Annotated in this window: 24 protein-coding genes, 1 pseudogene and 1 other annotated feature; of the genes and pseudogenes, 8 read left to right on the top strand and 17 right to left on the bottom strand. The window is 34.5% G+C overall.

Features of this window, described 5'->3' with window-relative positions; all coding sequences use genetic code 11:
• Positions 1-137: 137 nt before the first annotated feature.
• Genes DN408_RS11060 through lsrF form a run of 4 tightly spaced genes read left to right on the top strand, consistent with a single transcriptional unit; the run spans position 138 to position 3,809 of the window.
• Positions 138-1,085: a sugar-binding transcriptional regulator gene (locus tag DN408_RS11060; protein WP_078178991.1), complete on the top strand. Its 948-nt coding sequence runs from the start codon at positions 138-140 to the stop codon at positions 1,083-1,085.
• The gene (gene lsrK / locus DN408_RS11055; protein WP_016127174.1) at positions 1,070-2,632 is read left to right on the top strand and encodes an autoinducer-2 kinase; all 1,563 of its coding nucleotides are present in this window, start codon (positions 1,070-1,072) and stop codon (positions 2,630-2,632) included. The genes DN408_RS11060 and lsrK overlap by 16 nt, the downstream gene beginning before the upstream one ends.
• Positions 2,633-2,657: 25 nt before the next feature.
• The gene (locus DN408_RS11050) at positions 2,658-3,020 is read left to right on the top strand and encodes a cupin domain-containing protein (RefSeq protein WP_000909986.1); all 363 of its coding nucleotides are present in this window, start codon (positions 2,658-2,660) and stop codon (positions 3,018-3,020) included.
• 6 nt (positions 3,021-3,026) lie between these two features.
• Entirely contained in the window at positions 3,027-3,809 is a 783-nt protein-coding gene (lsrF, locus tag DN408_RS11045) for a 3-hydroxy-5-phosphonooxypentane-2,4-dione thiolase (protein ID WP_002032842.1), read from the top strand.
• Between the two features lie 166 nt (positions 3,810-3,975).
• Here lsrF and DN408_RS11040 read toward each other — a convergent pair whose 3' ends face one another.
• From DN408_RS11040 to DN408_RS11010, 7 genes are all read right to left on the bottom strand, one after another.
• Positions 3,976-4,758 carry a class I SAM-dependent methyltransferase gene (locus DN408_RS11040; RefSeq protein WP_002127899.1) on the bottom strand — a complete coding sequence of 261 codons (783 nt, stop codon included), beginning with the start codon at positions 4,756-4,758 and terminating at the stop codon, positions 3,976-3,978.
• Between the two features lie 354 nt (positions 4,759-5,112).
• Positions 5,113-5,532, bottom strand: coding sequence for a VOC family protein (locus tag DN408_RS11035; RefSeq protein ID WP_002127901.1), 420 nt, complete (start codon positions 5,530-5,532; stop codon positions 5,113-5,115).
• A 218-nt stretch (positions 5,533-5,750) separates the two neighbouring features.
• The gene (locus DN408_RS11030) at positions 5,751-6,455 is read right to left on the bottom strand and encodes a nucleotidyltransferase domain-containing protein (RefSeq protein ID WP_002127903.1); all 705 of its coding nucleotides are present in this window, start codon (positions 6,453-6,455) and stop codon (positions 5,751-5,753) included.
• A gap of 85 nt (positions 6,456-6,540) precedes the next feature.
• Positions 6,541-7,128 carry a hypothetical protein gene (locus DN408_RS11025; RefSeq protein ID WP_078179258.1) on the bottom strand — a complete coding sequence of 196 codons (588 nt, stop codon included), beginning with the start codon at positions 7,126-7,128 and terminating at the stop codon, positions 6,541-6,543.
• A 106-nt stretch (positions 7,129-7,234) separates the two neighbouring features.
• Positions 7,235-7,561: a heme-degrading monooxygenase HmoA gene (hmoA, locus tag DN408_RS11020; RefSeq protein WP_002185566.1), complete on the bottom strand. Its 327-nt coding sequence runs from the start codon at positions 7,559-7,561 to the stop codon at positions 7,235-7,237.
• A gap of 97 nt (positions 7,562-7,658) precedes the next feature.
• Positions 7,659-8,873, bottom strand: coding sequence for an MFS transporter (locus DN408_RS11015; RefSeq protein ID WP_078179264.1), 1,215 nt, complete (start codon positions 8,871-8,873; stop codon positions 7,659-7,661).
• 57 nt (positions 8,874-8,930) lie between these two features.
• The gene (locus DN408_RS11010) at positions 8,931-9,974 is read right to left on the bottom strand and encodes an ArsR/SmtB family transcription factor (RefSeq protein ID WP_003190247.1); all 1,044 of its coding nucleotides are present in this window, start codon (positions 9,972-9,974) and stop codon (positions 8,931-8,933) included.
• Between the two features lie 314 nt (positions 9,975-10,288).
• Here DN408_RS11010 and DN408_RS32455 point away from each other — a divergent pair.
• Together DN408_RS32455 and DN408_RS11000 are read left to right on the top strand one after the other, a co-directional pair.
• Positions 10,289-10,366 (top strand): annotated as a pseudogene (locus DN408_RS32455) (AraC family transcriptional regulator); the annotation flags it as partial.
• 214 nt (positions 10,367-10,580) lie between these two features.
• Entirely contained in the window at positions 10,581-11,774 is a 1,194-nt protein-coding gene (locus DN408_RS11000; protein ID WP_002165562.1) for a nucleoside transporter C-terminal domain-containing protein, read from the top strand.
• A 77-nt stretch (positions 11,775-11,851) separates the two neighbouring features.
• On the opposite strand, the gene DN408_RS10995 is transcribed toward DN408_RS11000, so the two are convergent.
• Together DN408_RS10995 and proB are read right to left on the bottom strand one after the other, a co-directional pair.
• Entirely contained in the window at positions 11,852-13,099 is a 1,248-nt protein-coding gene (locus DN408_RS10995) for a glutamate-5-semialdehyde dehydrogenase (protein WP_002165561.1), read from the bottom strand.
• Between the two features lie 103 nt (positions 13,100-13,202).
• The gene (gene proB / locus DN408_RS10990) at positions 13,203-14,306 is read right to left on the bottom strand and encodes a glutamate 5-kinase (protein ID WP_078179164.1); all 1,104 of its coding nucleotides are present in this window, start codon (positions 14,304-14,306) and stop codon (positions 13,203-13,205) included.
• A 145-nt stretch (positions 14,307-14,451) separates the two neighbouring features.
• Positions 14,452-14,662, bottom strand: a binding site (T-box leader).
• 339 nt (positions 14,663-15,001) lie between these two features.
• Here proB and proC point away from each other — a divergent pair.
• A complete protein-coding gene (proC, locus tag DN408_RS10985) occupies positions 15,002-15,820 on the top strand; it encodes a pyrroline-5-carboxylate reductase (protein ID WP_002168136.1) in 819 nt (272 codons plus the stop codon).
• A 537-nt stretch (positions 15,821-16,357) separates the two neighbouring features.
• Here the strand turns inward: proC and desA are convergent.
• Positions 16,358-17,389 (bottom strand): Delta(5) desaturase DesA, encoded by a 1,032-nt coding sequence (gene desA, locus DN408_RS10980; RefSeq protein WP_002013512.1) that lies wholly within the window; start codon positions 17,387-17,389, stop codon positions 16,358-16,360.
• Between the two features lie 616 nt (positions 17,390-18,005).
• Here desA and DN408_RS10970 point away from each other — a divergent pair.
• Complete coding sequence (locus tag DN408_RS10970; protein WP_147740102.1) at positions 18,006-18,596, top strand: hypothetical protein; 591 nt, start codon at positions 18,006-18,008, stop codon at positions 18,594-18,596.
• A 476-nt stretch (positions 18,597-19,072) separates the two neighbouring features.
• Here DN408_RS10970 and DN408_RS10965 read toward each other — a convergent pair whose 3' ends face one another.
• The 7 genes from DN408_RS10965 to DN408_RS10935 all read right to left on the bottom strand — a co-directional run bounded on the left by DN408_RS10965 (position 19,073) and on the right by DN408_RS10935 (position 26,507).
• Positions 19,073-20,173: an ABC transporter ATP-binding protein gene (locus tag DN408_RS10965; RefSeq protein ID WP_002165550.1), complete on the bottom strand. Its 1,101-nt coding sequence runs from the start codon at positions 20,171-20,173 to the stop codon at positions 19,073-19,075.
• A gap of 61 nt (positions 20,174-20,234) precedes the next feature.
• The gene (locus tag DN408_RS10960) at positions 20,235-20,942 is read right to left on the bottom strand and encodes an HAD family hydrolase (protein ID WP_002110510.1); all 708 of its coding nucleotides are present in this window, start codon (positions 20,940-20,942) and stop codon (positions 20,235-20,237) included.
• The gene (locus DN408_RS10955) at positions 20,935-22,362 is read right to left on the bottom strand and encodes a CehA/McbA family metallohydrolase (RefSeq protein ID WP_078179107.1); all 1,428 of its coding nucleotides are present in this window, start codon (positions 22,360-22,362) and stop codon (positions 20,935-20,937) included. Before DN408_RS10955 ends, DN408_RS10960 begins: the two co-directional genes overlap by 8 nt.
• Before the next feature lie 79 nt (positions 22,363-22,441).
• Entirely contained in the window at positions 22,442-23,803 is a 1,362-nt protein-coding gene (locus DN408_RS10950) for an extracellular solute-binding protein (protein WP_016127178.1), read from the bottom strand.
• 25 nt (positions 23,804-23,828) lie between these two features.
• Positions 23,829-24,647 carry a carbohydrate ABC transporter permease gene (locus DN408_RS10945; RefSeq protein ID WP_002110514.1) on the bottom strand — a complete coding sequence of 273 codons (819 nt, stop codon included), beginning with the start codon at positions 24,645-24,647 and terminating at the stop codon, positions 23,829-23,831.
• Between the two features lie 10 nt (positions 24,648-24,657).
• Positions 24,658-25,524 (bottom strand): carbohydrate ABC transporter permease, encoded by an 867-nt coding sequence (locus DN408_RS10940; RefSeq protein WP_002165547.1) that lies wholly within the window; start codon positions 25,522-25,524, stop codon positions 24,658-24,660.
• Positions 25,525-25,718: 194 nt separating this feature from the next.
• On the bottom strand, positions 25,719-26,507 hold the full coding sequence (locus DN408_RS10935; protein ID WP_078179308.1) for a DeoR/GlpR family DNA-binding transcription regulator: 789 nt from the start codon (positions 26,505-26,507) through the stop codon (positions 25,719-25,721).
• Between the last annotated feature and the right edge of the window lie 221 nt (positions 26,508-26,728).

Here is a 26,728-nt window from a genome sequence, read left to right as displayed (position 1 = left end):
TTTTGTAGCATTGTATATTTCTTTTTTCATATCTAGAACACTTTTTTCACTGGATTATTTATCGCTTCAACTGGAATAAACAAAATAACGAACACATATGTTTAAGCAGTGGTCAATTGTTGAAAGGGATGAAGAGCATGTCACAGCTGAACTTTGAAGACAATTTGTTAACAAAAGTAGCTTGGTACTATTATAAAGATCAATTAACCCAGCAAGAAATTGCTTCACTTCTTCACATTTCAAGAAATAAAGTCGTTCGGTTGTTAGATAAAGCACGGACGGAAGGTGTCGTCACATTTCACGTAAAAGGTACTGGTTTGCACTGTTTAAGCATCGAACGTGATCTTATGAAAAAATTCCATCTAAAAGATGCTTTCGTTATTCCAACGCCAGCAGAAGATTATGCATTTTCACTCGGAAAAGCTGCCGCACAATATTTAGAAACTCATCTGCAACAAGGAGATTTACTTGGGATTGGCTGGGGAGAGACGATAAGTAAAATGCTAGAAAACATTCATTTTGATAGCTCTATGAGTCTTTCAATCGTTACTCTTACAGGAGGCGTAAATCACTATATTCCAAGAAATCAAAGCTATTTAAACTACATGCAAGGCGATCTTCATATTATTCCTACCCCTTTTCTAACATCTACAAACGAAATGACACAAATTATTCTATCTGAACCGAGCGTGAAAGATATGCTTCACGTCGCTTCACTCGCTCATACAGCAGTAGTTGGCATTGGCAGCTTATCTCAAGACGCCACAATTGTGAAAGAAGAAAAATTAACACTACGTGAAATGACTTATATACGTAGTCAAAACGGGGTTGGAGATATTTTAGGGCAATTTTATAATACTGACGGAAAACAATTAGAACTTCCCCATCATAACCGTCTTATCGGCACACCACTCTCTGTTCTTCAAAATATGAAACATGTCGTTGGTGTAGCTGGCGGTACGGAAAAGATAGCTGCAATTTACGGCGCCTTAAAAGGAAAGTTCATTCATACATTAATTACCGATGAAGAAACTGCCCTCTCCTTATTAAGAAAGGAAGGTGACTCTCAATGTCTACTCTATTAGCTTACGACGCTGGTACAGGGAGCATTCGAGCAGTTCTTTTTGATTTAAACGGTAATCAACTTGCTGTTAGTCAAAAAGAATGGATTCATAAATCAGATAGTCGTTACCCTGGTTCTATGAATTTTGATGTAACTGAAAACTGGCAGCTCGTTCAACAATGTACGAAAGAGGTTCTTCAAAAAAGTAATACGTCCTCCTCTTCTATTAAAGGTATTAGTGCAACGAGTATGCGTGAAGGCTTTGTTTTATACGATAAAAACGGGCAGGAAATATGGGCTTGTGCAAATGTTGATGGCCGCGCGTCAGCGGAAGTTAGTGAACTAAAACAAATTCGTTCTGAAATTGAAAAGGATTTATATAAAAAATCCGGTCAAACTTTTTCATTAGGTGCTTTACCTCGCTTACTTTGGATTAAAAAACATGAACCAGACGTGTACAGGAGCATTCATTCTTTCACGATGTTAAACGATTGGATTTTATATAAATTGTGCGGCGTACTACAAATTGATCCTTCAAACGGATGTACGTCCGGTATATTCGATTTACAAAATAGAGCTTGGGATAACTGGGTTGCTGAGCAATGCGGTCTTACTCTAGCCTTTTCTCCAAAAGTAAATGAAGCTGGTACAGTTATCGGGAATATCACAAAACGAAGTGCTGAGTTAACAGGATTACATGAAGGAACACCGGTCGTTGCTGGCGGCGGAGATGCACAAATGGCATCGCTTGGAACTGGAGTTGTAAAGCCTGAACAAACATTTATATGCGGAGGCAGTTTTTGGCAACAAGAAGTAAATATAACAAAACCAGAAACTGATCCAAATGCGGCGATTCGTGTTAATTGCCACGTCATTCCTAACCTATGGCAATACGAAACAATTGCTTTCTTCCCTGGCCTTGTTATGAGGTGGTTTCGAGATGCCTTTTGCCATGAAGAAAAACGGCTCGCTGAAAAACTCGGTGTAGATGCTTATGAATTACTAGAAGAACAAGCGAAAGAAGTTCCTGTAGGCTCACATGGCATAATCCCCACTTTTTCAAATGTAATGAATTATATTTCTTGGCGACATGCTGCACCATCCTTTTTAAATTTAAGTTTAGATGCTGAAAAATGCGGTAAAAAAGAAATGTTCCGGGCAATAGAAGAAAATGCCGCCTTCGTTACATTCGGCAACTTGAAATTAATAGAGGCTCTCACAGGGAAATTTCCTTCTGAAGTGATTTTTGCTGGCGGCGCTGCTAAAGGAAAACTTTGGCCGCAAATTCTTTCAGACGTTCTTGGAATCCCAGTGAAAGTACCAGTTGTAAAAGAAGCGGCAGCTTTAGGAACTGCAATTGCTGCTGGGGTTGGTGCTGGTATATATTCATCTATGGCAGCGACTGCCGAACAGTTTGTACAGTGGGAAAAAACATTTGAGCCAGTCACTGAAAATCATGAACTATATAAGGAATTCTATGAAACATGGAAAACTGTGTATAACAGTCAGCTCGCTTTAGCCGATAAAGGGCTCACCTCACATATGTGGATTGCACCCGGTGCTCTGTAACACATTACATAAAGGAGTGAAATGTATGTTAAAAGCGAATGAAAATGATTTCTCCTATCGCTTCGGTGATAACGGGCCTAAATATTTAATACAAGGTCCAAATATCGATCTTGGCCTAGTCGTGATTCAGCCTGGGCAAGAGTTTCAAAATCACTATCATACAACGTGCGAAGAGGTCTTCTATGCGTTAGAAGGCGAAATAGATTTCTATGTGAATAACGAGAGAGTTCCGATCAAACAAGGGGATGTCTTGCAAGTTCGACCTCATGAATCCCATTATCTTATTAACCATTCTGATAAGCCTTTTAAAGCTGTTTTTATAAAGTCACCACATTTACCAAATAAAGATACTGTACAAACTGAAAATCCAACATTAACTAAGGAGTGATTCCTAATGACTTGGGGATTTAAAAATCGATTAAACACAATTTTACCTGACGGCAGAGCGGTTATGTTAGCGATAGATCACGGCTACTTTTTAGGGCCAATTCACGGACTTGAACAACCGTTAGAAACAGTTAAAAACTTGCTTCCATATACTGATTCCCTCTTTTTAACACGAGGCGTATTAAGTTCCTGTATTCCTGAAAACTGCAACACACCGATGGTTATGCGTGTATCAGGCGGGGCAACTGTAGTAGGCAAAGATTTAGCGAATGAAACAATTGTTACACCTGTGAAAGAAGCAGTAAAACAAAACGCAATTGGCGTCGGCGTTTCTGTCTTTGTTGGATCAGACTATGAAACACAAACTGTTTCAAATCTCGCAAACGTAGTCTCTGAAGCTCACGATTACGGCCTGCCAGTACTCGGTATTACCGCCGTTGCGAAAGAACTACAAAAACGTGAAGCTCGCTTTCTAGCACTCGCCTCCCGCGTATGTGTTGAAATGGGAGCTGATATTATTAAAACGTACTACTGCGAAGGATTCGAAAAAATCACAAGCACATGCCCTGCTCCAGTCGTAATCGCGGGCGGACCGAAACTAGATTCAATCGAAGACGCATTAAACATTACGTACAATGCGCTGCAAGAAGGCGCAATCGGAGTAGACATGGGCCGAAACATATGGCAATCCGAACATCCAACTGCGATGATTCAAGCGATTCATGGCATTGTAAAAAATAGATTGAATGTGAAAGAGGCGCTGGAACTATATAATGATGTGAAAAATTAATGTGAAAAGATGGACTATTTATTATAACGGGTTCAGTTAAGAGGAGTAAAACTTGTTTTGACACTCAAACTACACAAGGAAAAGGATGGCACTTGCCATCCTTTTTGACATACATTGAACTTTTACTGTTTTCAAGTTTCCTTCTTCGACTAACGAGCCAAAAATTTTAATCAACCTTTAACTTTATAGCTTTTGTAGCAATAAAAGTTTTAATATGCTTATCTAATATCCTTGTTCCACCAAAATCATCCTCGTAAAAACCCGTTATAACAAAACCAGCTTCAACTTGACCTTGGATTTGATCTTCTAGAGTATGTGCGTATTCTATTGTTTGATTTAAATTAATATAATCTTGAACTTCATCCTCTGGTAAATAATCCAATGTTGATGAAGGTATTGAATGTTTAACATCCAAAATACCCTTTTGTTCTTGGTTGTCATCAAAAATCCATAGTAAAGGATTTGTAAATCCAGAAATAAGAATACCTTTATTCTTTAAAACCCTTGAAATCTCATTCCATACAAGATGAACATCTTTTACAAACAAATTAGAAACAGGATTTACGACAATATCAAAATATTCATCTTCAAAATCACTAAGATCTGACATATCTCCTTGTACTGTTTTTAAAGTTAATCCATCCCGTTCCGCTACCATTTCATCTTGTTCCAATTGCTTCTTAGATATATCAGTAACTGTTACATCTGCTCCAGCAGCAGCCAGTACTGGTGCTTGTTGCCCTCCACCTGATGCTAAACAAAGTATCTTTAATCCCTCTAATGACTTTGGAAACCAATCTCTAGGAACTGATTTTTCTGTGGTGACTGTGATTTCCCATTCACCTGATTTACTTTTTTCAATAACCTCACTACTTACAGGTTGAGTGTATCTAGAACCTTCTTCAACCTTCTTATCCCATGCATTACTGTTTTGTTGTGTAGTATCCATTATAATCATTCCTCCTAACTATCTAGTTGCATTTTAATTGTGACATTATTAACTATTTACACCCTTTTTCTATTAACCTGCCGATAGTTAATAAATGGTTTTCTATATTTATTTTAACACATAAACATCCTATTTTTCTAAATATTTAAATTAATTGATTATATTGTAAAAAATGAGAATTGTTTCAGTTATAATAAAATATGAAAACAAAAATAAAGGAACTGTCTCATAAGTCGGATTTCTGACTAAAAGACGCTTCTTTTTCACTTTAGTGTTCCATTAAAAAAGAGGATTAAAATGGTATCAAGCCCCTTTCCAAACTGGATAAGGGGCTACATATACACCTTCAAACAATTACTCTTGATGAGTGTCATTGGATTTTGAAACTTTCTTACCGTCTCTATAATCAATACAAGACACTTCGATTAATAAGCCATTAAATACTGTAAAATAAAAACCATAACTACTACCTCTCATCGTATAAGGTTCCTTGCCTATTTCAATGCCACCAGCTACTAAACGATTATATGATTGATCAACTTCACTTGAAGTTTCCACTAAAAAACCAATATGAAAAGCTTCAGGATACATAACTTCCTTATTCCCCTTAAATGCTTTTGGATCACTTAGCACAAGTATAAATCCACTCTCATCACTCATTACTACAAGTGCCTTTCCCTTTTGCTCCAAAAATTGAAAATCAAAAAATGTTTCAAAGAAATGTCTAGCTTCTGATAAATCATCAACACATAGATTTAAATGATTCAACTTCATTCACTCATCTCCTTTTAAGCAGAGGGTATATATACTCATATTAATAACACTTACATATGTAAGGAAAGATATTCAAGTGTTCCGTATAAGACTATTTTTTAATAGTCTTATGCTTTTTCCTATAGCTTAGAACGTTTTTCGAAATGAATGCAATCATATGAACAATTCGACATGGAGTATCGATTTACCTATATAAATTGACAAGTGTTATAGCCATATTATTTATTCTCCAAATTAAGTAAAACCCACTCAATCAAGAAAATTGCTGAAGAGATGCGCTCTGTCGTATCACCTAAAAACAATTTATTTATAAAACCTGCAAAATTCGTTGGTACTTTAGATAATGTTTCAATATATTTCAAAACAGATCCAGCTGGCGGTACTGGCTTGTTATTAATAGCCCATATTCCCTCTAACAATGTCCAAGTTGATGTTTGAACTATATATGATGCTTTTAACTCATCTTTTGCCTTCAGAGCAGTCTTAATTTTAATTAGCGAACTATGTAACCAATGAGAAACGCCTTTTACTTTATCACTAGAAACACGGTAGTTTTCAAATTCATGTTTAGCTATTTCCTTTAACTTTTTCAACTCACCGCTTTTATCAAATAAAAATTTCCCTTCTAAAAATGAGTATAGTTCCATCGGATTGTTTTTAAAGTTTACTTGTATTAGATTAAAATCTGCACTCTTATATTCAACTAAAATATCTTCTCTCGTTTCAGAATAAAATCGCTTCTTTTGTCCGTCTTCTAAAAGAATATATAAGTCTAAATCCGAATCAGGATATGCATCACCTCTTGCGACAGAACCAATAAGCATACATCCAGTTACCTTATCTATAGATAAGATTTCAGCTACTATTGTTTTCACTAATTTTTTATGTCGTTCATGTTTAATAGATATTTGTGTTTCTAACATTTGTAACCTCCAAACACATTCTTATAGATTTATTCGTTACCTAAATATATTTTACTTCTCTTAATACCTTTAATCTTCTACATACTTATTCAACAATTGTCAGTTCATATACAATTGCGTCTTTACTGCTTTTTGTTTTATCTTGAATCGTTACAATATCTCCACCTTTTATTTTCGAAGCATTCACCACTTTTACCATCTCTGGTGGAACACTCCCTCCATTGTTCTCTTTATTTAGTGGTAACCACTTTACTGACTTATTAGTTGCTTCTAAAATTTTATATTTAATTGAACCATCATACTTTATTTCACCTACAAGATCTTTTACTAATGTAGGTGTATATTTACCCTCTTCTTTTTCCAAAGAGATATGATCACCTATATCTAAGCTACCGTTTCTTTTAGGCGCCTTCCATTTTATTGGGTTTAAATTACTTAAACTTACTTTCACGCTCTCTTCTTTATTTGAGCTAGCATCTTTTAGAAATATTTCATTATAATTCTTATCAATAACGATATACTCTTTCTGCTCTACTATTTTTGCACTGCTTTTACGTTTTTCTTCCTCATTCTTAGATACATCTTCTTTCACATTATTATCACTACATACTGATAATAATGTCGTTGCTAAAGCTGCCATTAGTAATATTTTTTTCACTTCGTTTACCTCCATTTATAACTAAACAAATAAATATATATAACATCCATATTTTACTATAAATCAAAAAAGAGGATATTTGTTTATTAATAAACAAATATCCTCTACCTCTAATTATATTTTACGACTGTTGATAAGCCGATTTCGATGATTTCACATAATAAACACCGTGTTCAACGTTAATGATATGATCTGGTTTTGGTTTACCACGGCCCGCTCTATGTCCAGCTAAATGCTCTTCACTTGTTTCCCAGTTCTTCCATGCTTCTTCCGATTCCCACCGAATCATAACTACAACTTCTTCGTCTCCGCGTCTTACTTTTTTAACGAGAACACTTAAGTCGATGAATCCTTCAAATTTTTCAATAATGCCTTCTCCTGTAAAACGCTCTACAACTATATCTGATGTACCTTCTTTTACTGTAAATGTCTTCGTTTCGATAAACATATATTCCACTCCCTCTTTGTAATACGAATACTAGTATTCTTCTATTATAATTGATTATGATAATTATTTTCAATTATAAAGTTTCAAATCTTTAGAATTATGCTGACTTCTCCTCAATCGCCTCATCTAAAAATTTGAAATACGGAAGCAATATTCCTATTAAAGAAGTGACACATATAATCGAGCCAATGATAAAGTATAGTACTCTCACTCCCCACATTTCACTCAATATTCCCCCTAATAACACACCTAATGGCATTGCCGATCGTATGAAAAATAATCGCACTGAAAATACTTGCCCTATCATATTGTTTGGTACTGTTTGTTGGCATATCGTCGTATTATGAACATTGAAAAATGAAATACAAATACCTGCAATTACTTCAATAATTACCGCAATTATAATACTGTGATTGAACCCTAGAGAAATGTATGTAAGGCCACCTATAAACAATCCTCCAAGCATAAGTATTCGCCGGCTTTTATATGTTACTTTTCCGACTAATATTGATCCAACTACATAGCCAAGTGGGAAACCGGCCATAAAATAACCGTATTCAGCATACCCTGCCGATAGTTCATCTTTAATGTAAGGAAGATTCGTAACCATCGTTACTCCTACTCCAAATTGAACGAATGTTAGAAAGATACCAAGCCAAACGATAACTGGTCTTGTGAAAAAATATGTAAATCCATGAAGAAACTGCTCTAGCCACGTTTTTCTAAGCTCTTGCTTTATCCTCTTTTCTCTAATGAAAAGCAACAACCCTCCACTAATGAATAGACAAATACACACAAAGAACAGTGTTAGCTTCATTCCAATAAAATGAATAACGATGCCACCTAATACTGGCGCAAGAAACATCATAAGACGAGTCATCCCATCAATATACCCATTTGCATTTTGAAGGTGCTCTTTACTTACAATGCTCGGTGTAATTGCTTGACTTGCAGGTGTATAAAGCGGTGTAATAAGTCCAACTATAATTTGAACAACATAAATGTGCCAAACTTCTATATTACCTGTAACTAGCATCGCCAAAGGTAGTAAAAATACGGACGCTCGTATCCATTGTGAAAAAATCATAATCCACTTTCGGCTCCATTTATCAATATATGGACCGCTTATAAGTTGTAGTATGAGCGACGGGATAAAATATAGTAACCACATGCTACTTAATGCTGTTTTTGATCCTGTTAATTCATAAACGAGAATTGAATTACATAACGTCCCGAAAGCCCCGCCTAATTCCGAAATCGCACTACCTATCCACATAAAAAAGAATGAACGGTTTTTCAATACACTCTTCACTATAGCTCACCAACTTTTCTATTAAATTCCTCCCTTTATGTACATTCTCGTTGTATATTATCTATTCAAAAATGCATCTAATTCTTTCGCTAAAGACTGCACTGCTTTCTTTCTCAACACATATTTTCCGTCTTGAATATCAACTAACTTTGCTGAACGTAAAAGTTTCAAATGATGATGTACTGTCGATTTTCCTAGTTGTAATCTTTCCGTTATTTCTTGCAGCGTACGCTCTTGTTCAAATAGTAGTTTTACAATACGAAGCCTTGCCTCGTCCCCGAGCGCCTTATGTTTATGAACTAAAAAATAACTCGGCTCATACGGATCTTCTGGATGTATACTTTCATTTGCGACTGGATAATGAAACACTTTCGTATCTTCAATATCAGCTTCTATGTTCCACGGTCTGTATGTAATTTGCGGGATAAGAAGTACGTGATGAACACTTGGCTCTGGCATATATGTAACTCCACCTGTAGCCCACTCGACAAACTCTTCCGGTTTCATCTTTTTATTCATTTCATTTTTCGCTTCATAATCTCGCTGTAGTATAGAAACAATTTCTTCTGCCTCTTTTTTTACAACACTGTCATACCAACCTGTCATAACGGCGATTAAATGCGTTTTTAGTTCGCGCACATCGGCATGACATACAAACTCTATATACGTAGAGAAAAACTGATGATCATGTGTCAGTTCCTTTAGTTCATGTATTACAGATACTTCTCCGCTTGCAGCTAAACGTCTTTTCGCTTGATACGCTTCTCCTAAAAACGGTAAACATATATACTTTAAATCTTCTTCTGAAAGTGAATCGATATTTGCAATAAACTGTGATAGATCCTGAAAATCTCCCTCATACAATAACTGAAGTAATGCTTTCCATGTATTATTTTCTTCTACGAACTGTAAATGCTCTCTCATCTCTACCGATAATGATTGTCTAATTTTTTCCCATTCACTTTGAGATTTTTCAAGCGTGTCGATTAACCTTTTATGAGTAACTGCCGCAATGCCAAGTGCACATTCGAAAAGTATCGAATACTTCATTTGAACGTTGTACGTTTCCCTCTTTCTACTCGTTACGTGAAAGACTTCCATTTAATCCCCTCCTTATTTGCTAATTATTAAATTCTATATTTATCGAATTATACCTTCTAATTTTTTAGAATTTTAAAATCTTCTGAAACTTTATATTGCTACAAATTTTTAAATTTAAGCTACAGTTAATTTTCTTGTTCAACTATGAGGCAGGTTTATTGAAGAGAAAGGAGAATTTATTGCAGTAAGAAAAATGATTTAGAAAGCCTAAGTTTGTTTCTGCAATTACTACAACGGCGCCGTATTGTTCTTTTAGAACCTTCTAAACATCAAAAGGAAGTTAGAATTTCTCTAAATGAATATATTCAGCGTGCCAAAGTCATTTTACAAAGATCTTTAAAAAATATACTGGTATTTCACCTAAACAATTTAAAAATGGATGCAGCTATTAATTGTCCTTCGTTCTACCAATAGATTTATTTTGTTGCTTTACATTATTAATACATATCCTTTATAAAGCGAAAAAACATTAATTTTTAGTACATAAATTGAAATAGACTAATCCCAAACATAATTTACATTCTTCATAACTTCTGATCATAATCCAAATTTGGAAGAATAGGGGCTTTTTTATATACAAATAATAAGCCTCAAGGAGTTGTTGACATGCATTTCATATTAAATATGTTAGGGATTTTCGTTGTAATATTAATCGTTTTCCTATGTTCGCCTAATAAAAGAAAAATAAAATGGAGACCAATTGTTATTCTAATAATATTGGAGCTTTTTATTACGTGGTTTATGTTAGGCACGAAACTGGGCAGTATTATCATTAATAAAATTGCGTCATTTTTCAGTTGGCTACTATCATGTGCGAATGAAGGAATTCGATTTGTATTTCCTTCAGCTATGGAAAATCAAACAGTTGATTTCTTCTTTAGCGCCTTACTTCCTATCATTTTTGTTATCACTTTCTTTGATATTCTTTCGTATTTTGGAATCTTAACTTGGATTATCGATAAAGTTGGTGCAATCATTTCAAAGATTTCTCGTTTACCAAAGTTAGAAAGCTTCTTTTCCATTCAAATGATGTTTTTAGGAAATACGGAAGCACTTGCAGTTGTTCGTGATCAATTATCTGTGTTAAAAGAAAATCGTTTGTTGACTTTTGGAATTATGAGTATGAGTAGTGTCAGCGGATCCATTCTTGGTGCTTATCTATCAATGGTTCCAGCAACATATATTTTCAGCGCTATTCCTTTAAACTGTATTAACGCATTAATCTTGGCTAATGTTTTAAATCCTGTAGAAGTTACTAAAGAAGATGATGTTATTTATTCACCTTCAAAAAATGAAAAAAAAGATTTCTTTTCTACTATTTCAAACAGTATGTTAGTTGGGATGAATATGGTTATTGTTATTTTAGCGATGGTAATTGGGTATGTAGCTTTAACAGCATGTTTAAATGGTATTTTAAGCTTTTTTGTAACAGGTTTAACAATTCAAAAAATCTTCTCTATTATCTTTAGTCCCTTTGCTTTTTTACTCGGTTTAACAGGCAAAGATGCTATGTATGTAGCTGAATTAATGGGGATCAAAATCACAACGAATGAATTTGTTGCAATGATGGATTTAAAATCAAACTTAAAATCTTTACAACCACATACAATTGCAGTTGCAACTACATTTCTAGCTTCTTTTGCAAACTTTAGTACAGTAGGTATGATTTATGGAACTTACAATTCATTATTTGGCGGGGAAAAATCATCAATAATCGGTAAAAATGTTTGGAAGCTTCTTGTTAGCGGAATGGCTGTTTCCTTATTAAGCGCTATGCTTGTGGGGCTTTTTGTATGGTAAATGAATAATTGTAATAAGATGAAGACACTTAAACTGAATTGGGTGTCTTCATCTTATTACTTGTTCTTTTATAATTCTTATCCCCGAATCTGTCCATTCCCACGAATCACATATTTTGTGGAAGTTAATGCAGGTAACCCCATTGGTCCCCTTACGTGTAGCTTTTGTGTACTGATGCCAATTTCTGCGCCGAATCCGAATTCAGATCCATCCGTAAAACGAGTCGATGCATTATGATAAAGTGCCGCGGCATCAACAGATGTGAAAAATTTGCTGACGTTTTCCTCGTTCTCTGTAATAATCGCTTCGGAATGCATGGATCCATACGTATTTATATGATGAATCGCTTCTTCCGTAGTGGAAACCACTTTAACTGCCAGTGTGAGAGATAAAAACTCTGTTTCCCAGTCTTCTTCTGAAGCTAATGCAATAGAAGAATCAATTGCCAATGCTTTATTATCACCACGTAGCTCCACGCCTCTTTCCTTCAAGGAAGAAAACAACTCGCTACCAAATTGCTGCGCCCAATTCTCATGAAGTATAATCGTTTCAATTGCATTACATACAGATGGACGCTGCGTTTTTGCGTTTATAATAATATTAAATGCCATTTGTTTATCCGCTGTTTCATCAATAAAAATATGACAATTTCCCGCACCTGTTTCAAGTACTGGAACAGATGCTTCTCTCACTACAGTATCAATTAATTGTTTGCCACCTCTTGGGATAAGAACATCCAAGTACTCATTCAATGTAAACAACTGCTTTGCACTATCGCGCGTTGTATCTTCTATGAGCTGCACACTTTCTGAAGGCAAGCTTGTTTGTTTGAGCGCCCTGTGAATAACGCTAACGATGGCTTTGTTAGAATGAATAGCAGAAGAACTACCACGTAGTATTACTGCGTTTCCCGTTTTTAAGCAAATTGTAGCAGCATCCACTGTCACATTCGGCCTTGCCTCGTAAATCATTCCGACAACACCAAGTGGTACGCGCATCTCCTGAATAGATAATCCATTTGGTCGTTCCCATGCACTAACACGCTCTCCAACAGGATCACGTAAATCAATTAGTTGCTTAATACCTTCAGTCATATCAATGATACGCTGTTCATTCAGCATAAGACGATCAAGGAGTGACTCAGAAAATCCTTTTGTCTTCCCTTCTTCAATATCCCGTTTGTTTTCCTCTAAAATATAAGCTGTTTCTAATATCAGCTGATCAGCAATTACGGCAAGTGCTTCATTTTTTTGATCTGTAGATTTAAGCACAAGTTCTCTAGCAACCTCTTTCGCCTTTTTCCCCTTTGCCAACACTTCATTCATTTTTATTTCCTCCTTTTTAAGGTTAATCAGTTTTTATTTGAGAACTATTTAACACCAGTATCTAAATCTTTCCTGCCCATTAAAATTTGAGTGCTCTCTTTTCTTAAAATGAAACCCAGTGATCTCTATGGATGACTTCATAATTATGCCTTTCGCCTCTTGCTTGAATATCTTGGCTTTGCATACCTTTTAAATTCCTTAGTTCCTCTGCGCTATATGTGCATTGTCCTTTTCCTATTACGCGCCCTTGTTGCGTGATTACTTCCACGACTTCACCCACTTGGAAAAATCCTGACACATTTGTAACACCAGCAGGAAGAAGACTCTTACCATGCTGAATGATGGCAGAAACTGCCCCCGCATCTACTTCAATTTGTCCGCTAACAAGCGAATGCAAGGCGATCCATTGCTTGTTCATCTTAATCACTTTTTGAGGAGCATTCCCGATATATGTTCCATCACCTTTGCCCTTCATAACATCTAAAAACTTCTCCTGTCCACATCCCGTTCCGATAAATACACTCACTCCAAGAGATAGTGCCGTCTTTGCAGCATCGATTTTTGATTTCATACCGCCAGTCCCAAGTTTTGAACCAGCATCTCCTGCAAGAGAAGCAATTTCTTCCGTTACCTCAGGAAGGAAATGATATTTTTTCGCATCCGCATTTTTCTGAGGATTTTGGTCATATAAACCGTTCACATCTGTAAAAATCATGAGCATATCTGCCGAAACAAGTCCGCTTACTAAAGCTGACAGCATATCATTATCACCGAACGTTAGCTCTTCTAAAGAAATGGAATCATTTTCATTGATTATAGGAAGAGCAGAACGGTTTAGTAGCTCTCCTAAAGTAGCGTAAGCGTTACTGTATTGTTCTTTTCTAGAAAAATCACTTCTCGTTAGTAAAAGTTGTGCAGTAACGATACCATATTTACGGAATTCCTCCGTGTATGCCTGCATTAATAAACTTTGCCCGACAGCCGCAGCAGCCTGTTTCCCTTTAATTGTCACAGGTCTGCTAGGATACCCTAGAGCAGAAAAACCTGCAGCGACTGCCCCGGATGTAATTAGTAAAACTTCATGCCCTTCCTCTTTCAATCGAGCCAATGCGGCAACGTGATCTGAAAGTTGTTCTTTAGAAATGCCTCCGTGACTATCTGCCAAGGAACTACTCCCAATCTTTACAACAATTCGTTGTTTTTTCACTTTTGTATCCCCCAAGTCTAAAATCAAAGTTTTTTATAAATTTCACTTCTATTCATACAGCTTACAGCGGCTTCTATTCTTATCAGTGCTGCACCTAGCCTATTAAAGAGCAAAATAAAAATGACCACTTCGCCCTTAATAAAATAAAAAGGACGAAACGGTCATTGTTCCGCGGTACCACCTTAATTGATATACATAGATATCCACTTGGCGCCTATAACGCAGGCGAACGCCTAAACTTTCATTTAAGACTCAGGGATAGGTTCGATATATTCTATACGAGGAATCTTTCAGCCGGTGAATTCCACTCTCTTTCGCAAGAAGACATATGTACTATTTCCCTTCAACGATTTTCGGTTTAATTTTTTATATTATGCGATATAATTTGATTTGGTGTCAAGAAGTATTTTTAAAAATAAATAGAGCGGCAAGTTACTTGTATGAAATTATTACCCTACTGAATGAAAATACAAATCGATATAAGTTTAACTCATATTCATCAACATAAAACCTAAAATTAAAGTGTATATATTTACATATTGTCGAATATAATTGATTTTCAACTTTTGGTGTTGCAAAAAGGAATATATTCTCTTAGAATGTTTCTTTATATTGCATGGAGATGTTATTGTTATTTTAAGATAACAATTTCAAAATGATATAATTTATTATAAAAGGAGCAAGATTGAGTTATTATGGATAAACAAATTGGATTCATCGGTTGCGGAAATATGGGAATGGCTATGATTGGTGGGATGCTAAACAAAAAGATAGTGTCTGCAAATAATATTCTTTGTTCGGATTTAAACACTACGAATTTAAAAAATGCTAGTGAAAAATATGGGCTAACTACAACTACTGACAACAATGAAGTAGCTAAAAATGCTGATATTTTAATTTTATCAATTAAACCAGACCTATACGCATCAATCATTAACGAAATAAAAGAAATAATCAAAAACGATGTTATCGTCGTAACGATCGCTGCCGGGAAAAGCATTAAAAGTACTGAAGAGGCTTTTGCTAAAAAATTAAAGGTTGTAAGAGTAATGCCTAACACCCCTGCTCTTGTTGGAGAAGGAATGTCTGCGTTATGCCCTAATGAAATGGTGACAGAAAAAGATTTAGAAGATGTGCTAAACATTTTCAATAGCTTTGGTCAAACAGAGATCGTAAGCGAAAAATTAATGGACGTTGTAACATCTGTAAGTGGTTCGTCGCCAGCATACGTATATATGATTATAGAAGCGATGGCAGATGCAGCTGTATTAGATGGTATGCCTAGAAATCAAGCATATAAATTCGCTGCTCAAGCTGTGTTAGGCTCTGCAAAAATGGTACTAGAAACAGGCATACATCCAGGTGAATTGAAAGATATGGTTTGTTCTCCTGGCGGAACAACTATAGAAGCTGTAGCAACATTAGAGGAAAAAGGCTTACGAACAGCCATCATTTCAGCTATGCAGCGTTGTACGCAAAAATCTGTTGAACTATCTAGGCAAACTAAAAAGTAATAAATTAGTGTAAAGAAACCCACTTTAAATACATTCACATATCTTTAAACAGTTTTAGACTATATACACATTTCATTTACATACTCCTCCTTTTTCACCAGTAACTGAACGGACAAATTCAAGGGGAATTGAGTTTGTCTGTTTTGTATTTTATTATCCTAAAATAATTAGCCTGTTCTTATTATCATTTATTTTATAGCGTAATACCCTTTTATTATTAAGGGAACATCATTTTCATATGTATTTGCTGCAAATTTTATCAAGTTTTAAATCATACGTTTCTTGTAAGACATGATACACACCAGATGAAATATACTCAGAGACTAAGCATAATATCTATTGAAAAAAGTAATATCAATCTCCCCAAATTGTTAACATAATATTTTTATCGTTCTCTAATATTAATTACTATTTCTTAATCCACCTCCATTACAATTTAAATCATTTAAGTTTTCTCCATATCGTGCATCTACTAGTTAAACAAAAACTCCCCTTAAATCGAAAATGATTAAGGGGAGTCAGTCATATTTGATGAAGTTATAGTTCTGATTTCACTGGAATAGAAACATTATTTTTCACTAAATTTTTAACTTCTTTAAAGCTAACAAAATTGTTGTTTTGCTCATCCCAAAGACGGAAACGGAGTGACCGCAAACTTGTAGCAAGAGTAATCGTTGGTACATTCTTTAAAGGAAGCGTATTATTGTGTGCCTCTTCTAATTTATAATTAGGTACTCTTGGACTTAAATGGTGAACATGATGAAATCCAATATTACCAGTTAAAAATTGCAAGATTTTAGGTAGTTTATAAAAAGAACTTCCTTCCACTGCCGCTTTCACATATTCCCACTCTTTATCTTCTTCAAAATAAGAATCCTCGAATGTGTGCTGTACGTAAAACAGCCAAATACCTATTGAACCTGCTATTAAGAATATGGAACCATGTACTAAAAGAAACGATTGCCATCCGAGTGTCCAGCAAAGTAACCCTACTAAAGCAACGATTAAAACATTCGTCAAATAGGTATTCATGCGTTCCTTCTTTCTAGCACCTTTTCTGTTAAATCTATTTTTAAGTAGGAAAACATAAATCGGACCTAACCCAAACATAACCAATGGATTGCGATATAAACGATATGCTAAACGGAGTCTAAATGGCGCTGCCAAATATTCATTCACTGTAAGTGTCCAAATATCTCCTGTACCTCGCTTATCCAAATTACCACTTGTAGCGTGATGAACGGAATGCTCATGCCCCCATTGATCAAACGGGAATAAAGTTAAAACACCCATACATGTCCCTACTATTCTATTTACACGACGGCTTTTAAAGAAAGAATGATGGGTACAATCATGAAAAATAATGAAAACCCGTGTCATAAATCCCGCGGCTAACACAGCTGGAACTAATGCTAACCAATAAGAAACGGACAAACTTTTATAAGCAAGGTACCATAAGATAATAAATGGCACTACCGTATTGATGATTTGCCAAACACTTTTTTTTGCCGTTGATTTTTCAAAAGGAGCAACTTGTTTTTTTAAATTTTTAGTATTTTGTAAGGTCATTTTTTCTAATTCCTTTCCTTTATGTTGCTAATTTGTATTATAACACATTATTAGTAGTAGGTGTTATACGTAGGTATAATAAATATTTTATACTATGAAAATCTCTTTTTTCTTACTCATTCCTTACAAATTACTTACGTCCAGAATAGCTTCTATTATAGGATAGAAGGAGCATTTGTGCCGGAAATTTCGAAGTTTTTCCCAATAAATATATTAATTAAAAAGAAACACAGAATTTTTCCACTTCTGTACTGCCCCGTTTCCACAATCAGAAGTGAACTGTCCCATAAGTCAGTGTCACCGACTTTGATATGCTCCTCTTAGTTTCGTAATGTTCACTTGTTGCAATTGATTTTACCGGAACTGGATCTATTTCATGAAACTAATCAAATTACATTTCAAATAAAAAACTAGTCTATTTTGAAAACTTCCCTCACTTTTATTCTATATAAAATGTAAAAATTTAATGTCCGTTTATTTAATTTCAAATCTATGATATATTCAAAATATTAATCAAACAAAGTTAATAAAATGAAACTAAGGGAAATTTATGAAAAACACATTTTATATTCATACTAAAATCATATGTTTTTAGTATAGAAAGGAGATTCAAAATTTGAATAAGAATTTAACCAAAATTACATTAATAAGCGGTCTCGCTCTCATACTTTATCATTTTTTCAAATGGTATTTAGTTGAATTCCTTACCCCATTTGTTATGCCATTTCTTTCAATAATAGTTCATGGATTGTTTTTCTTAATATTAATTTTCACAATCATACATCTTATCAAATACAAAAACTGGAAACCGTTAATTATTCAATTAATCATAATAATTACTTGGATGTGTATACCATTTAATAAGATTTATATAAATTTAGATTTTATTATCTATAAAGAAGACCGTGAAAAAGTTATAGCACTTATAGAACATAAAGAGTTAACTCCTAATGTTCATTATGATAGTAGACAAATTCATTTACCTAAACAGTTTGCATCCACTTCCAAAAACGGTGGGGATGTAATTATTCAACAAAATAAAAATGGTATTTCTGTTTTCTTTTTTACTTATCGTGGTATATTAGATAATTTTTCAGGATTTATTTATACACCAAATGATACTAGACCAAACAAATACGACTTTAATAATGAATATAAAGAAATCACAAAAATAGAAAAAAACTGGTATTATGTGACATCATATTAAAGAACACAAAAATTTTCTTTTAATTATATTAAAAACATACCGTATTTATAGAAAGGGAATGCTTGTATACTATATACTGATCTGTACTGCATTCCCTAATTAGGCCCGAAACGGATTCTTGTCGTATTAGCTCATTCAAGGTGATGCATTTTTTTTACAAGCGATACATCTTTTTTATCATATACGTCGCTTTAACACCACTCAATATAGAGGGTGCTGTTTCAAATGACTCGAACCTTAACATAGGAGTAGCATCACACATCCATCAACTTAAGAATTTTCTCGTTTTGGATTATTTGTTTTTCTCAGCTTGATTGTGACAGGGCACTGCCAACAAAAAGCGATTTTCGTACGCTAAGCGATCTTTTATATAAAAAAGCCGATTCCCTGTAATCTAAAGGATAATCGGCTTTTTGCTATTCATTTATTTGTAGTAGTTGAAGAAATTCTAAAGGTATAATCATATTAATTATTATCTAAAAAACAATTCGTTTCTCAGTTTCTGAATCAAAGTAATGCACTTTGTCCATGTTTAAACCTAGATCTATATTAGATTGACTTTGCACATCTAAAGATGTGTCCACACGTGCAACAAAGGATTGGCCATTAATGTTAGAATATAGATATGTTTCTGCCCCCATTAATTCTGCTACATCAATACATACCATTACTTTTGTGTTATATGGTAAATCCTCGATTTCTTTTCCATAATAAAAGTCTTCTGGACGTATTCCTATTATGATTTCTTTATTCGTATAGCCCTTATTTCGCAAGCCTTTCATCTTCTCTTCTGGCACTTCAATTTTCCACTTATCAATCATAACTGCATTATCTGTTAATACTCCTTTGAAAAAATTCATTCCAGGAGAGCCGATGAATCCGCCGACAAATACATTCTCTGGATTATCATACACTTCTTTCGGTGTACCGACTTGCTGTATAATCCCATCTTTTAGTACAACTAAGCGCGTCGCCATCGTCATAGCTTCAATTTGATCATGCGTGACATATACAGATGTCGTTTGCAGCTGCTTGTGTAATTTTGTAATCTCAGCACGCATTTGAACACGCAACTTCGCATCTAAGTTTGATAAAGGCTCGTCCATTAAAAATACTTTTGCATTTCGAACAATCGCTCGGCCTAAGGCAACACGCTGACGTTGCCCACCTGAAAGTGCTTTTGGCTTTCGGCTTAAATACTGCTCAAGTCCAAGAATTTTTGCTGCATGTTGCACACGCTGGTCAATTTCTTCTTTACTATATTTTCGTAGTTTTAATCCAAACGCCATGTTTTCATACACACTCATATGCGGATAAAGCGCATAGTTTTGAAATACCATTGCAATATCTCTATCTTTCGGTGTAACATCATTTACACGCTTTCCATCAATATAAAAGTCGCCCTCTGAAATCTCCTCAAGTCCTGCAATCATACGTAATGTTGTAGATTTCCCACACCCTGAAGGGCCAACCAAAACGATAAATTCTCCATCATTTACTTCTAGGTTAAAATCTTTTACGATTGTCACATCATGATCATATTTTTTGTAAATGTTTTTGAATGATAGTTGAGCCATAATATCCTCCTAGAATTCGAGCTATATTTATAGATATTGTTAAAAATTATGATGACATGAATTATAAAATCTTCGAAATGTCCTTCATACTGTTTAAAATATAATCCGCTTTTCCTTCTAAATCTTCCTTCCTGCTCGCACCCGATAAGACGCCCACTACTTTAATGTTACTATTTCTTGCAAATGTAACGTCTGTTAATGTATCACCTACCATAAGCACATCTTCTTCAGTTAGTGAAAATTTTTCTTTAAACATATGATAAAAGTCACTTTCAGGTTTTGTTCTATTCACACCATCATCTGCACCTAAAAAATCTACATAATCATATAACTCAGTCATTTTCAGAGAATGAATAGCTGCATCAACATCGTCTGCCGTAACAACCCCAATAATATATTCATTGTCTTTTAAATATCGTAACGTTTCCTTTGCACCTTCCACTTCTGTAAATACAAGATCATCTGCAGTAGAGTACTTTTTGAATAGAAGACATACATTTTGAATAAAACCCTCTTTATTCACATGTTGATTTTCTAGCAACGAATACCATGCAGCCGCAATAAAGTAATTTGTGCGACAAGCTAGTAAACTCGTACTCTCAAAATCGTTATCATTCATACCAATAATCGTTAAGTAGTCATCTCGTTTACTTTTTTCATTTGGATACGTTTGAAATATATCATCTAACACACGATGCACAATTTTGTACCAAACTGAATCTAACTGTATTAATGTTCCATCTTTATCAAAAATAATCGCTTTATTCACCCTTTATTCCCCCTATAACTTCATTCCATGTTTTTATATTTTTAATCTGAACTTTATTATGAATAGGATTAATAAACGCCACTAATTCGTCCTCTTCCCATCCCTCAACTCTAGCGTACGCCCCTTCATTTAAAGAGAATGCAAAAGTTGCATCGCTGCCGTATTCTTTTTCAATCGTTCTTCCATTTATAAGTAGTCTCCACTCACACGGTTTATCTGTTTGAACGTTATAAACAATATTTCCTTTAGCCTCATCGCCGACAGCAATCGTTTCACCTTCGTTTTGAATATCTATCGCTAATTTTCTAAATCGAGAGAAATAAATTCTTCCGTTTTTGATCGCAAATTTCAAGTTTTTAATTGATAAACCGTTACATAATACATATGTTCCTGGATCACCGTAAATGGATGGGTCTTTTGATCCTGGGAATGTTTTAGACGGATGTAAATGAGAGTCACTTCCTCCTATTCCCCAGATTTTAAGACCATTTGACCACATTTGATCGAAACAACGTAAAGCTTCTAAAGTAGATGATTTACTTTTTTTATAAGTTGGATCACACATAATTTCCATCGTATGAACATTTTCTAAATTAATATTAACTTGGTTCGCCCAAGGCTTCATAAATGGATGATTCACACTCAATAAATAGCCTTTTTCTTTCATGAGTGAAAATAGTGCATTCATTTTTTCAGCGCTAAATGATTCATCTATGTACTCTGTAAAATCAATGAATTCTCTTATACCAAATATGTTGTAATGACCATAAGGAGTTGTAAGTTCCATAGATGGTATAATTAATGTGTTTCCTTTTTGATATGATGGCATAACAATATTGTGCTCCGTCGCATATAAAAAATCTAATTCTTGTTTTTCACATACTCCCATTCCAAGTTCATCATCTATCTCGCCATCTGTTAAATCTGTATGTTCATGAAAATCCCCTTTGTACCAGCGATGTTCTTCATTTACTACCTTATTAAAACGGTCTTCATCGATAAAAACATTGCCCTTACAAAAATGCTCTCTATTATACTTTCGCTCCAACTGATCATTCACTTCTATATTTACTGTATAGTCAACTTTTTCCCCAGTAAATTTCACTACTTTCTTTGCACAATGAGGGATATATACGACTTCTAATTCCCAATTACCTGACTGTATGTCTCCTCCAATACAACCAGCAGAACAAAACTTTGAATCTTTCGAAACGACTAGTTTTTCATTTACAATTGGAGTTTGATATTGTATACGTACATAACCGTTAGGATCTCTTAAGATTAGTAAAAGCGGAATTTTTCGGCTATCCCCTTGATCAATTGTTAATGTAAAGTTTGTAATATCAGTTTCATCCATTTGGAAACAGTGTTTATTTTTTACGAATGAAGAGAGTGTTATCGTACTTGTTATTTCGATCATAGTTCTCACACCTTTTCAAGTGAATTTTAGAGGCACTTCCTTCGTTCAAAAGCACCTCACGTTCGTACTACAAACAGGTTTACTTCTTCTTTTTCAAAACTTTATCTAACTCTTCTTGCGCAACTTTAGCTGCTTCATCTAATGCTTTCTTTGCTGGAACCCCTTCAATCTCTACTTTATCTTTTGCTACATTTAAAGCGTCATTGATTTTTCCGCCCGTTGGATCTACAAATGGTCCCACTCCATTATTGTTGGCTTGTTCTAACGGAACTAATGCTTGTGGTTGTTTTTTAACAAATTCAGCATATGGACCGTACTCTGTTACATTGTTACGAACAGGAATATAGCCTGTTGCCATTGACCATTCAGCCGTTTTCTCCGTACTTGTCGCAAATTTCATAAAGTCATATGCACCTTTCGCTACTTCTGGATCAATATTTCTCGTTAATGTGAATAAATATGTTTCTAATTTTGGCGCTGGTTTATTATTACCCCAAGCTGGTTGTGGCAATGCGTCAAACGTGTTAAGACGTTCTTCTTCCGTCATTCCTTTACCTAATGATTTGAAAACAAATCCTTGGTCACCAGATGATCCTGTAAACCCTAATGTTCTGCCTTCTACTAAATCAATTACTGTTTTATCCCAATATTCCCATCCAGTACCACCTGAATGTATTTTCATAATTTTATCTTCATGAAGCCATGTGCGGAATTCCTCCCATACCGTAACCCAAGTATCATCGTTAATTAATACTTTTTTACCATCTTCACTTAATACATTACCGCCAGCACTGCGAACTGCATCAATTAAGTTTGACGTCCCCCACATTGGCATCCAGCCAGCATATGAAACATTTCCGTTTTCACCACGTTTTGCGACTGTTTTTGCTACCTTTTCTACACCTTCCCACGTCTTTAAATCCTCTTTTGTAAAGCCATTCTCCGCCAATGCTTTTTTATTGTAATAAAAAATTTGCGTTGTACCGTAAAACGGAATGCCATATAACTTCTCGTCAATTGTTGCTTGCTCTATAAATCCTTTTCCGTAATCTTCCTTTTTTAAATTGGTATCATTTTTAACATATTCATCTATAGGTACGATTAACTGTTTTTTAGCATATTCTTGAATGACATCAGAACCTAGTAATGCAATTGCTTCTTGGTTATTCGCTGCAAATCCACTTTGTAGCTTTTGATATGACTCATCGTAGCTACCCGCTTTTGTCGTTTTCACTACATATTTGTCCTGACTTTTATTGTATTCTTCCACAATCTTATCTACACGATCTGCAAGAGAGCCCCCTACTCCATTAATGAATGGAACAACAACCTTCTCCCCTTCTTTACTCGCTTTAACCGTACTTCCTTTTCCACCTGAACAACCCGCAAGTGCACTAACAAACAATGTTAAAACTGTTAGAAGCATGAATAGTTTTTTCATCCCACATATCTCCTTTACTATTTAATTACCCCTTTATTCCTGAATCAGTAACACCAGATAAGAACCATTTTTGTAGAATTAAAAATACGATTAAGAGCGGCACCGTTGCGATTGTACTTGCAACCATAATGTGTGACCAATCTCGTCCTAAAGAACTATTAATGAAATAATCAGCAATTCCATTCGTAATTAGTTTTTGTGTATTATCTTTCAAAATAAGAGCTGGCCAAATGTAATTATTATAGTTACCAATAAATGTGACCAATCCTAGAGTTACAAATGATGATCGTGTCATTGGAAAAATAATCTTCCAAAGAATTCGCCAATCACTCGCTCCGTCAATTTTGGCTGCTTCTACTATTTCAAAACCAACTTTATGGAACGTTTGTTTCAAATAGAAAATACCGAATACGCTAACAGCCATAGAAATCATGTATCCAAAATGTGAATCAAGCAAACCAAATTTCCCTAACATTACATATACAGGAACATACGATACAGCTCCAGGGATCATATAGGTTGCCATCACAACACTAAACGTAATATTCTTGCCTTTAAACTTATAAAATGCCAACATATAAGCAAAAAGCGCTGACGAAACAAGTACATATATAGTAATGATGAAAGAAGTATAGAAACTATTAAATAAATATGTGCTAAATGGAAGTATATCTAATACTTGCTGATAATTTTCCCAGTGAAATTCTTTAGGCCAAAAACCTCCTTGTAATACTTCACTAGATGTTTTAAACGAACCAAGCACCATCCATATGAATGGAAAAATAAATAGTATACTTGATAACGCTAGAAAGAGATGCTTTACGATTAATGGACCTTTTTTCATATTATTCACCTTAATAGTTCACCCACTTGTCACCTATTATTTTGTTTATAACAGATAGTAGTATTGTAATGATTAGTATGATAAATGCGATTGCTGTTGCAGATCCCATATCAAATTGTTCAAACCCTTGTTGGAAGAATAAATAAAGTAACGTACGCGTCGAACCACTAGGTCCACCTTGTGTTAAAATTTTTATTTGATCGTAAGCCTGCACTGAAGAAATTGTATTGACAACAACTAAGAAGAAAGTTGTTGATGAAACCATTGGCAGTGTTACATATCGAAATTTCTGCCATGAATTTGCTCCATCAATACTAGCTGCTTCATATAAACTATCTGGAACTTTTTCTAATGCGCCAATATAGAAGATCATCGTCCAACCAACTAATTTCCAAACTGTCACAATAATGACTGCTAACATCGCTGTTTGACTACTTTGAAGCCAGTCCAAACCTGGTATCCCAAAAAAGTTTAGAACTTTATTAATAACTCCAAATTGAGGTTCATATAAAAGTGACCACACAATGGATACAGCTATTGTTGGCGTTACCCAAGGTGAAAAAATCATTAATTGGTACAATGCAGAACCTTTAAATTTTTTTCGGAAGAATAATGCGAATCCTAAACCTAATGCAATCGTTGGAATCACTGTTCCAATTCCGAAATAAAACGTATTTAGCAATGCTTGCATAAAAGAATCTTGTGTAAATAAATTGAAATAGTTTTCTAAACCAACAAAGTTAAAATCATTCGTCATAAAATCCCAATCAGTAAAACTAATACCTAAGCTAATGAAATTCGGAATAATCCAAAACAATATTAGAGGTATTCCAACTGGTAGTAAAAAGAACACAGCTTTTGATAGTTTTATTTGCATTCTTGCCACCTCCTAATTCATATTGTACGAGTATATTATTAACACAATGTTGTTAATTTGTTAACTAATTGTAAAAACAACAAATAAACAAAATAAAACAACAAATAAACAAAATAAAACAACATATAAACAAAATATAAGACAAAAAGTAGACTTTTTCTCAACTTGCTAAGAAATAGTCTTCTTTTTGTTTTCTATACTGTTATTACTTCTACCCCATTACTTGTTAACACATTGTGCCACGCCTCATCGAGCTTAGCGTTTGTATATAATGCATCGATGTCACTGAAATTCCCGCTTTTATAGAACTTTGTTAAATTAAACTTTGACTCATCAGCCATCATGACAACTTGTTTTGCATTATTCTTTAACTGCTTATATATTTGTGCATCTTCAATATACGAACATGTTAGTTCTTTTTCTAAAGAAATTCCATCACAAGAAGCAAATAACTTATTAACAGTGAAATGGTCAAGATAGTTTAACGTCATTTCTCCAGACAATGCTAATGAATTTGTATTCAATATTCCTCCAATGACTATTAACCTGCAATCAAAGGAATCATATTGTTCTTTAAGCTCAATAATTTTATTAACAGCTGGTATCGAGTTTGTTAAAATCGTCAAATTCTTTTTATCGTGTATGTAATCCAAAATTTGCATTGTGGTTGTCCCAATTTCAATTGCGATAATATCATTATCTTCTACGAGTTTACTTGCTTCCATTGCAATTTTTCGTTTTTCTTCAATATTCTCAGCTCGGCGCCTATCAAAATGAAATTCTAGTGTTTGATCTTTTTTCTTAATTGCACCACCATGTATTTTCGTAAGCTGCCCTTCCTTGTGCAACATATCTAAATCTCTTCGTATCGTTTCTGTTGTAACATTTAGTATCTTCGCTAAATCATTTACCATAACTCGGTTGTACTTTTCTAACTCATCTAGTATGTGTTTTCTACGTTCAAATTGCGTGTACGATTTCATTTCATTAACACCTCTTCAAATTACGAAAAATATTGTTTTTCTAAAAACTCTTATTATTAGAACGACTTAATCGTTACTTTTAACATAACATCATTTACAGAAAGAAGGAACGATTATCTGTACTATATTTCGTCAAAGGAACAATGGTATATATCACCATATTCACCATACTTTTTTATTACAAGAAGTCTATTTGTTTGGCACCCTTTTTTATAAAGAGC

Source organism: Bacillus sp. AR13-1, from assembly GCF_008042285.1.
Taxonomy (GTDB): domain Bacteria; phylum Bacillota; class Bacilli; order Bacillales; family Bacillaceae_G; genus Bacillus_A; species Bacillus_A mycoides.
The sequence above is the reverse complement of the archived record's forward strand: the minus strand, read 5'-3'. Positions and strand labels throughout refer to the sequence as shown.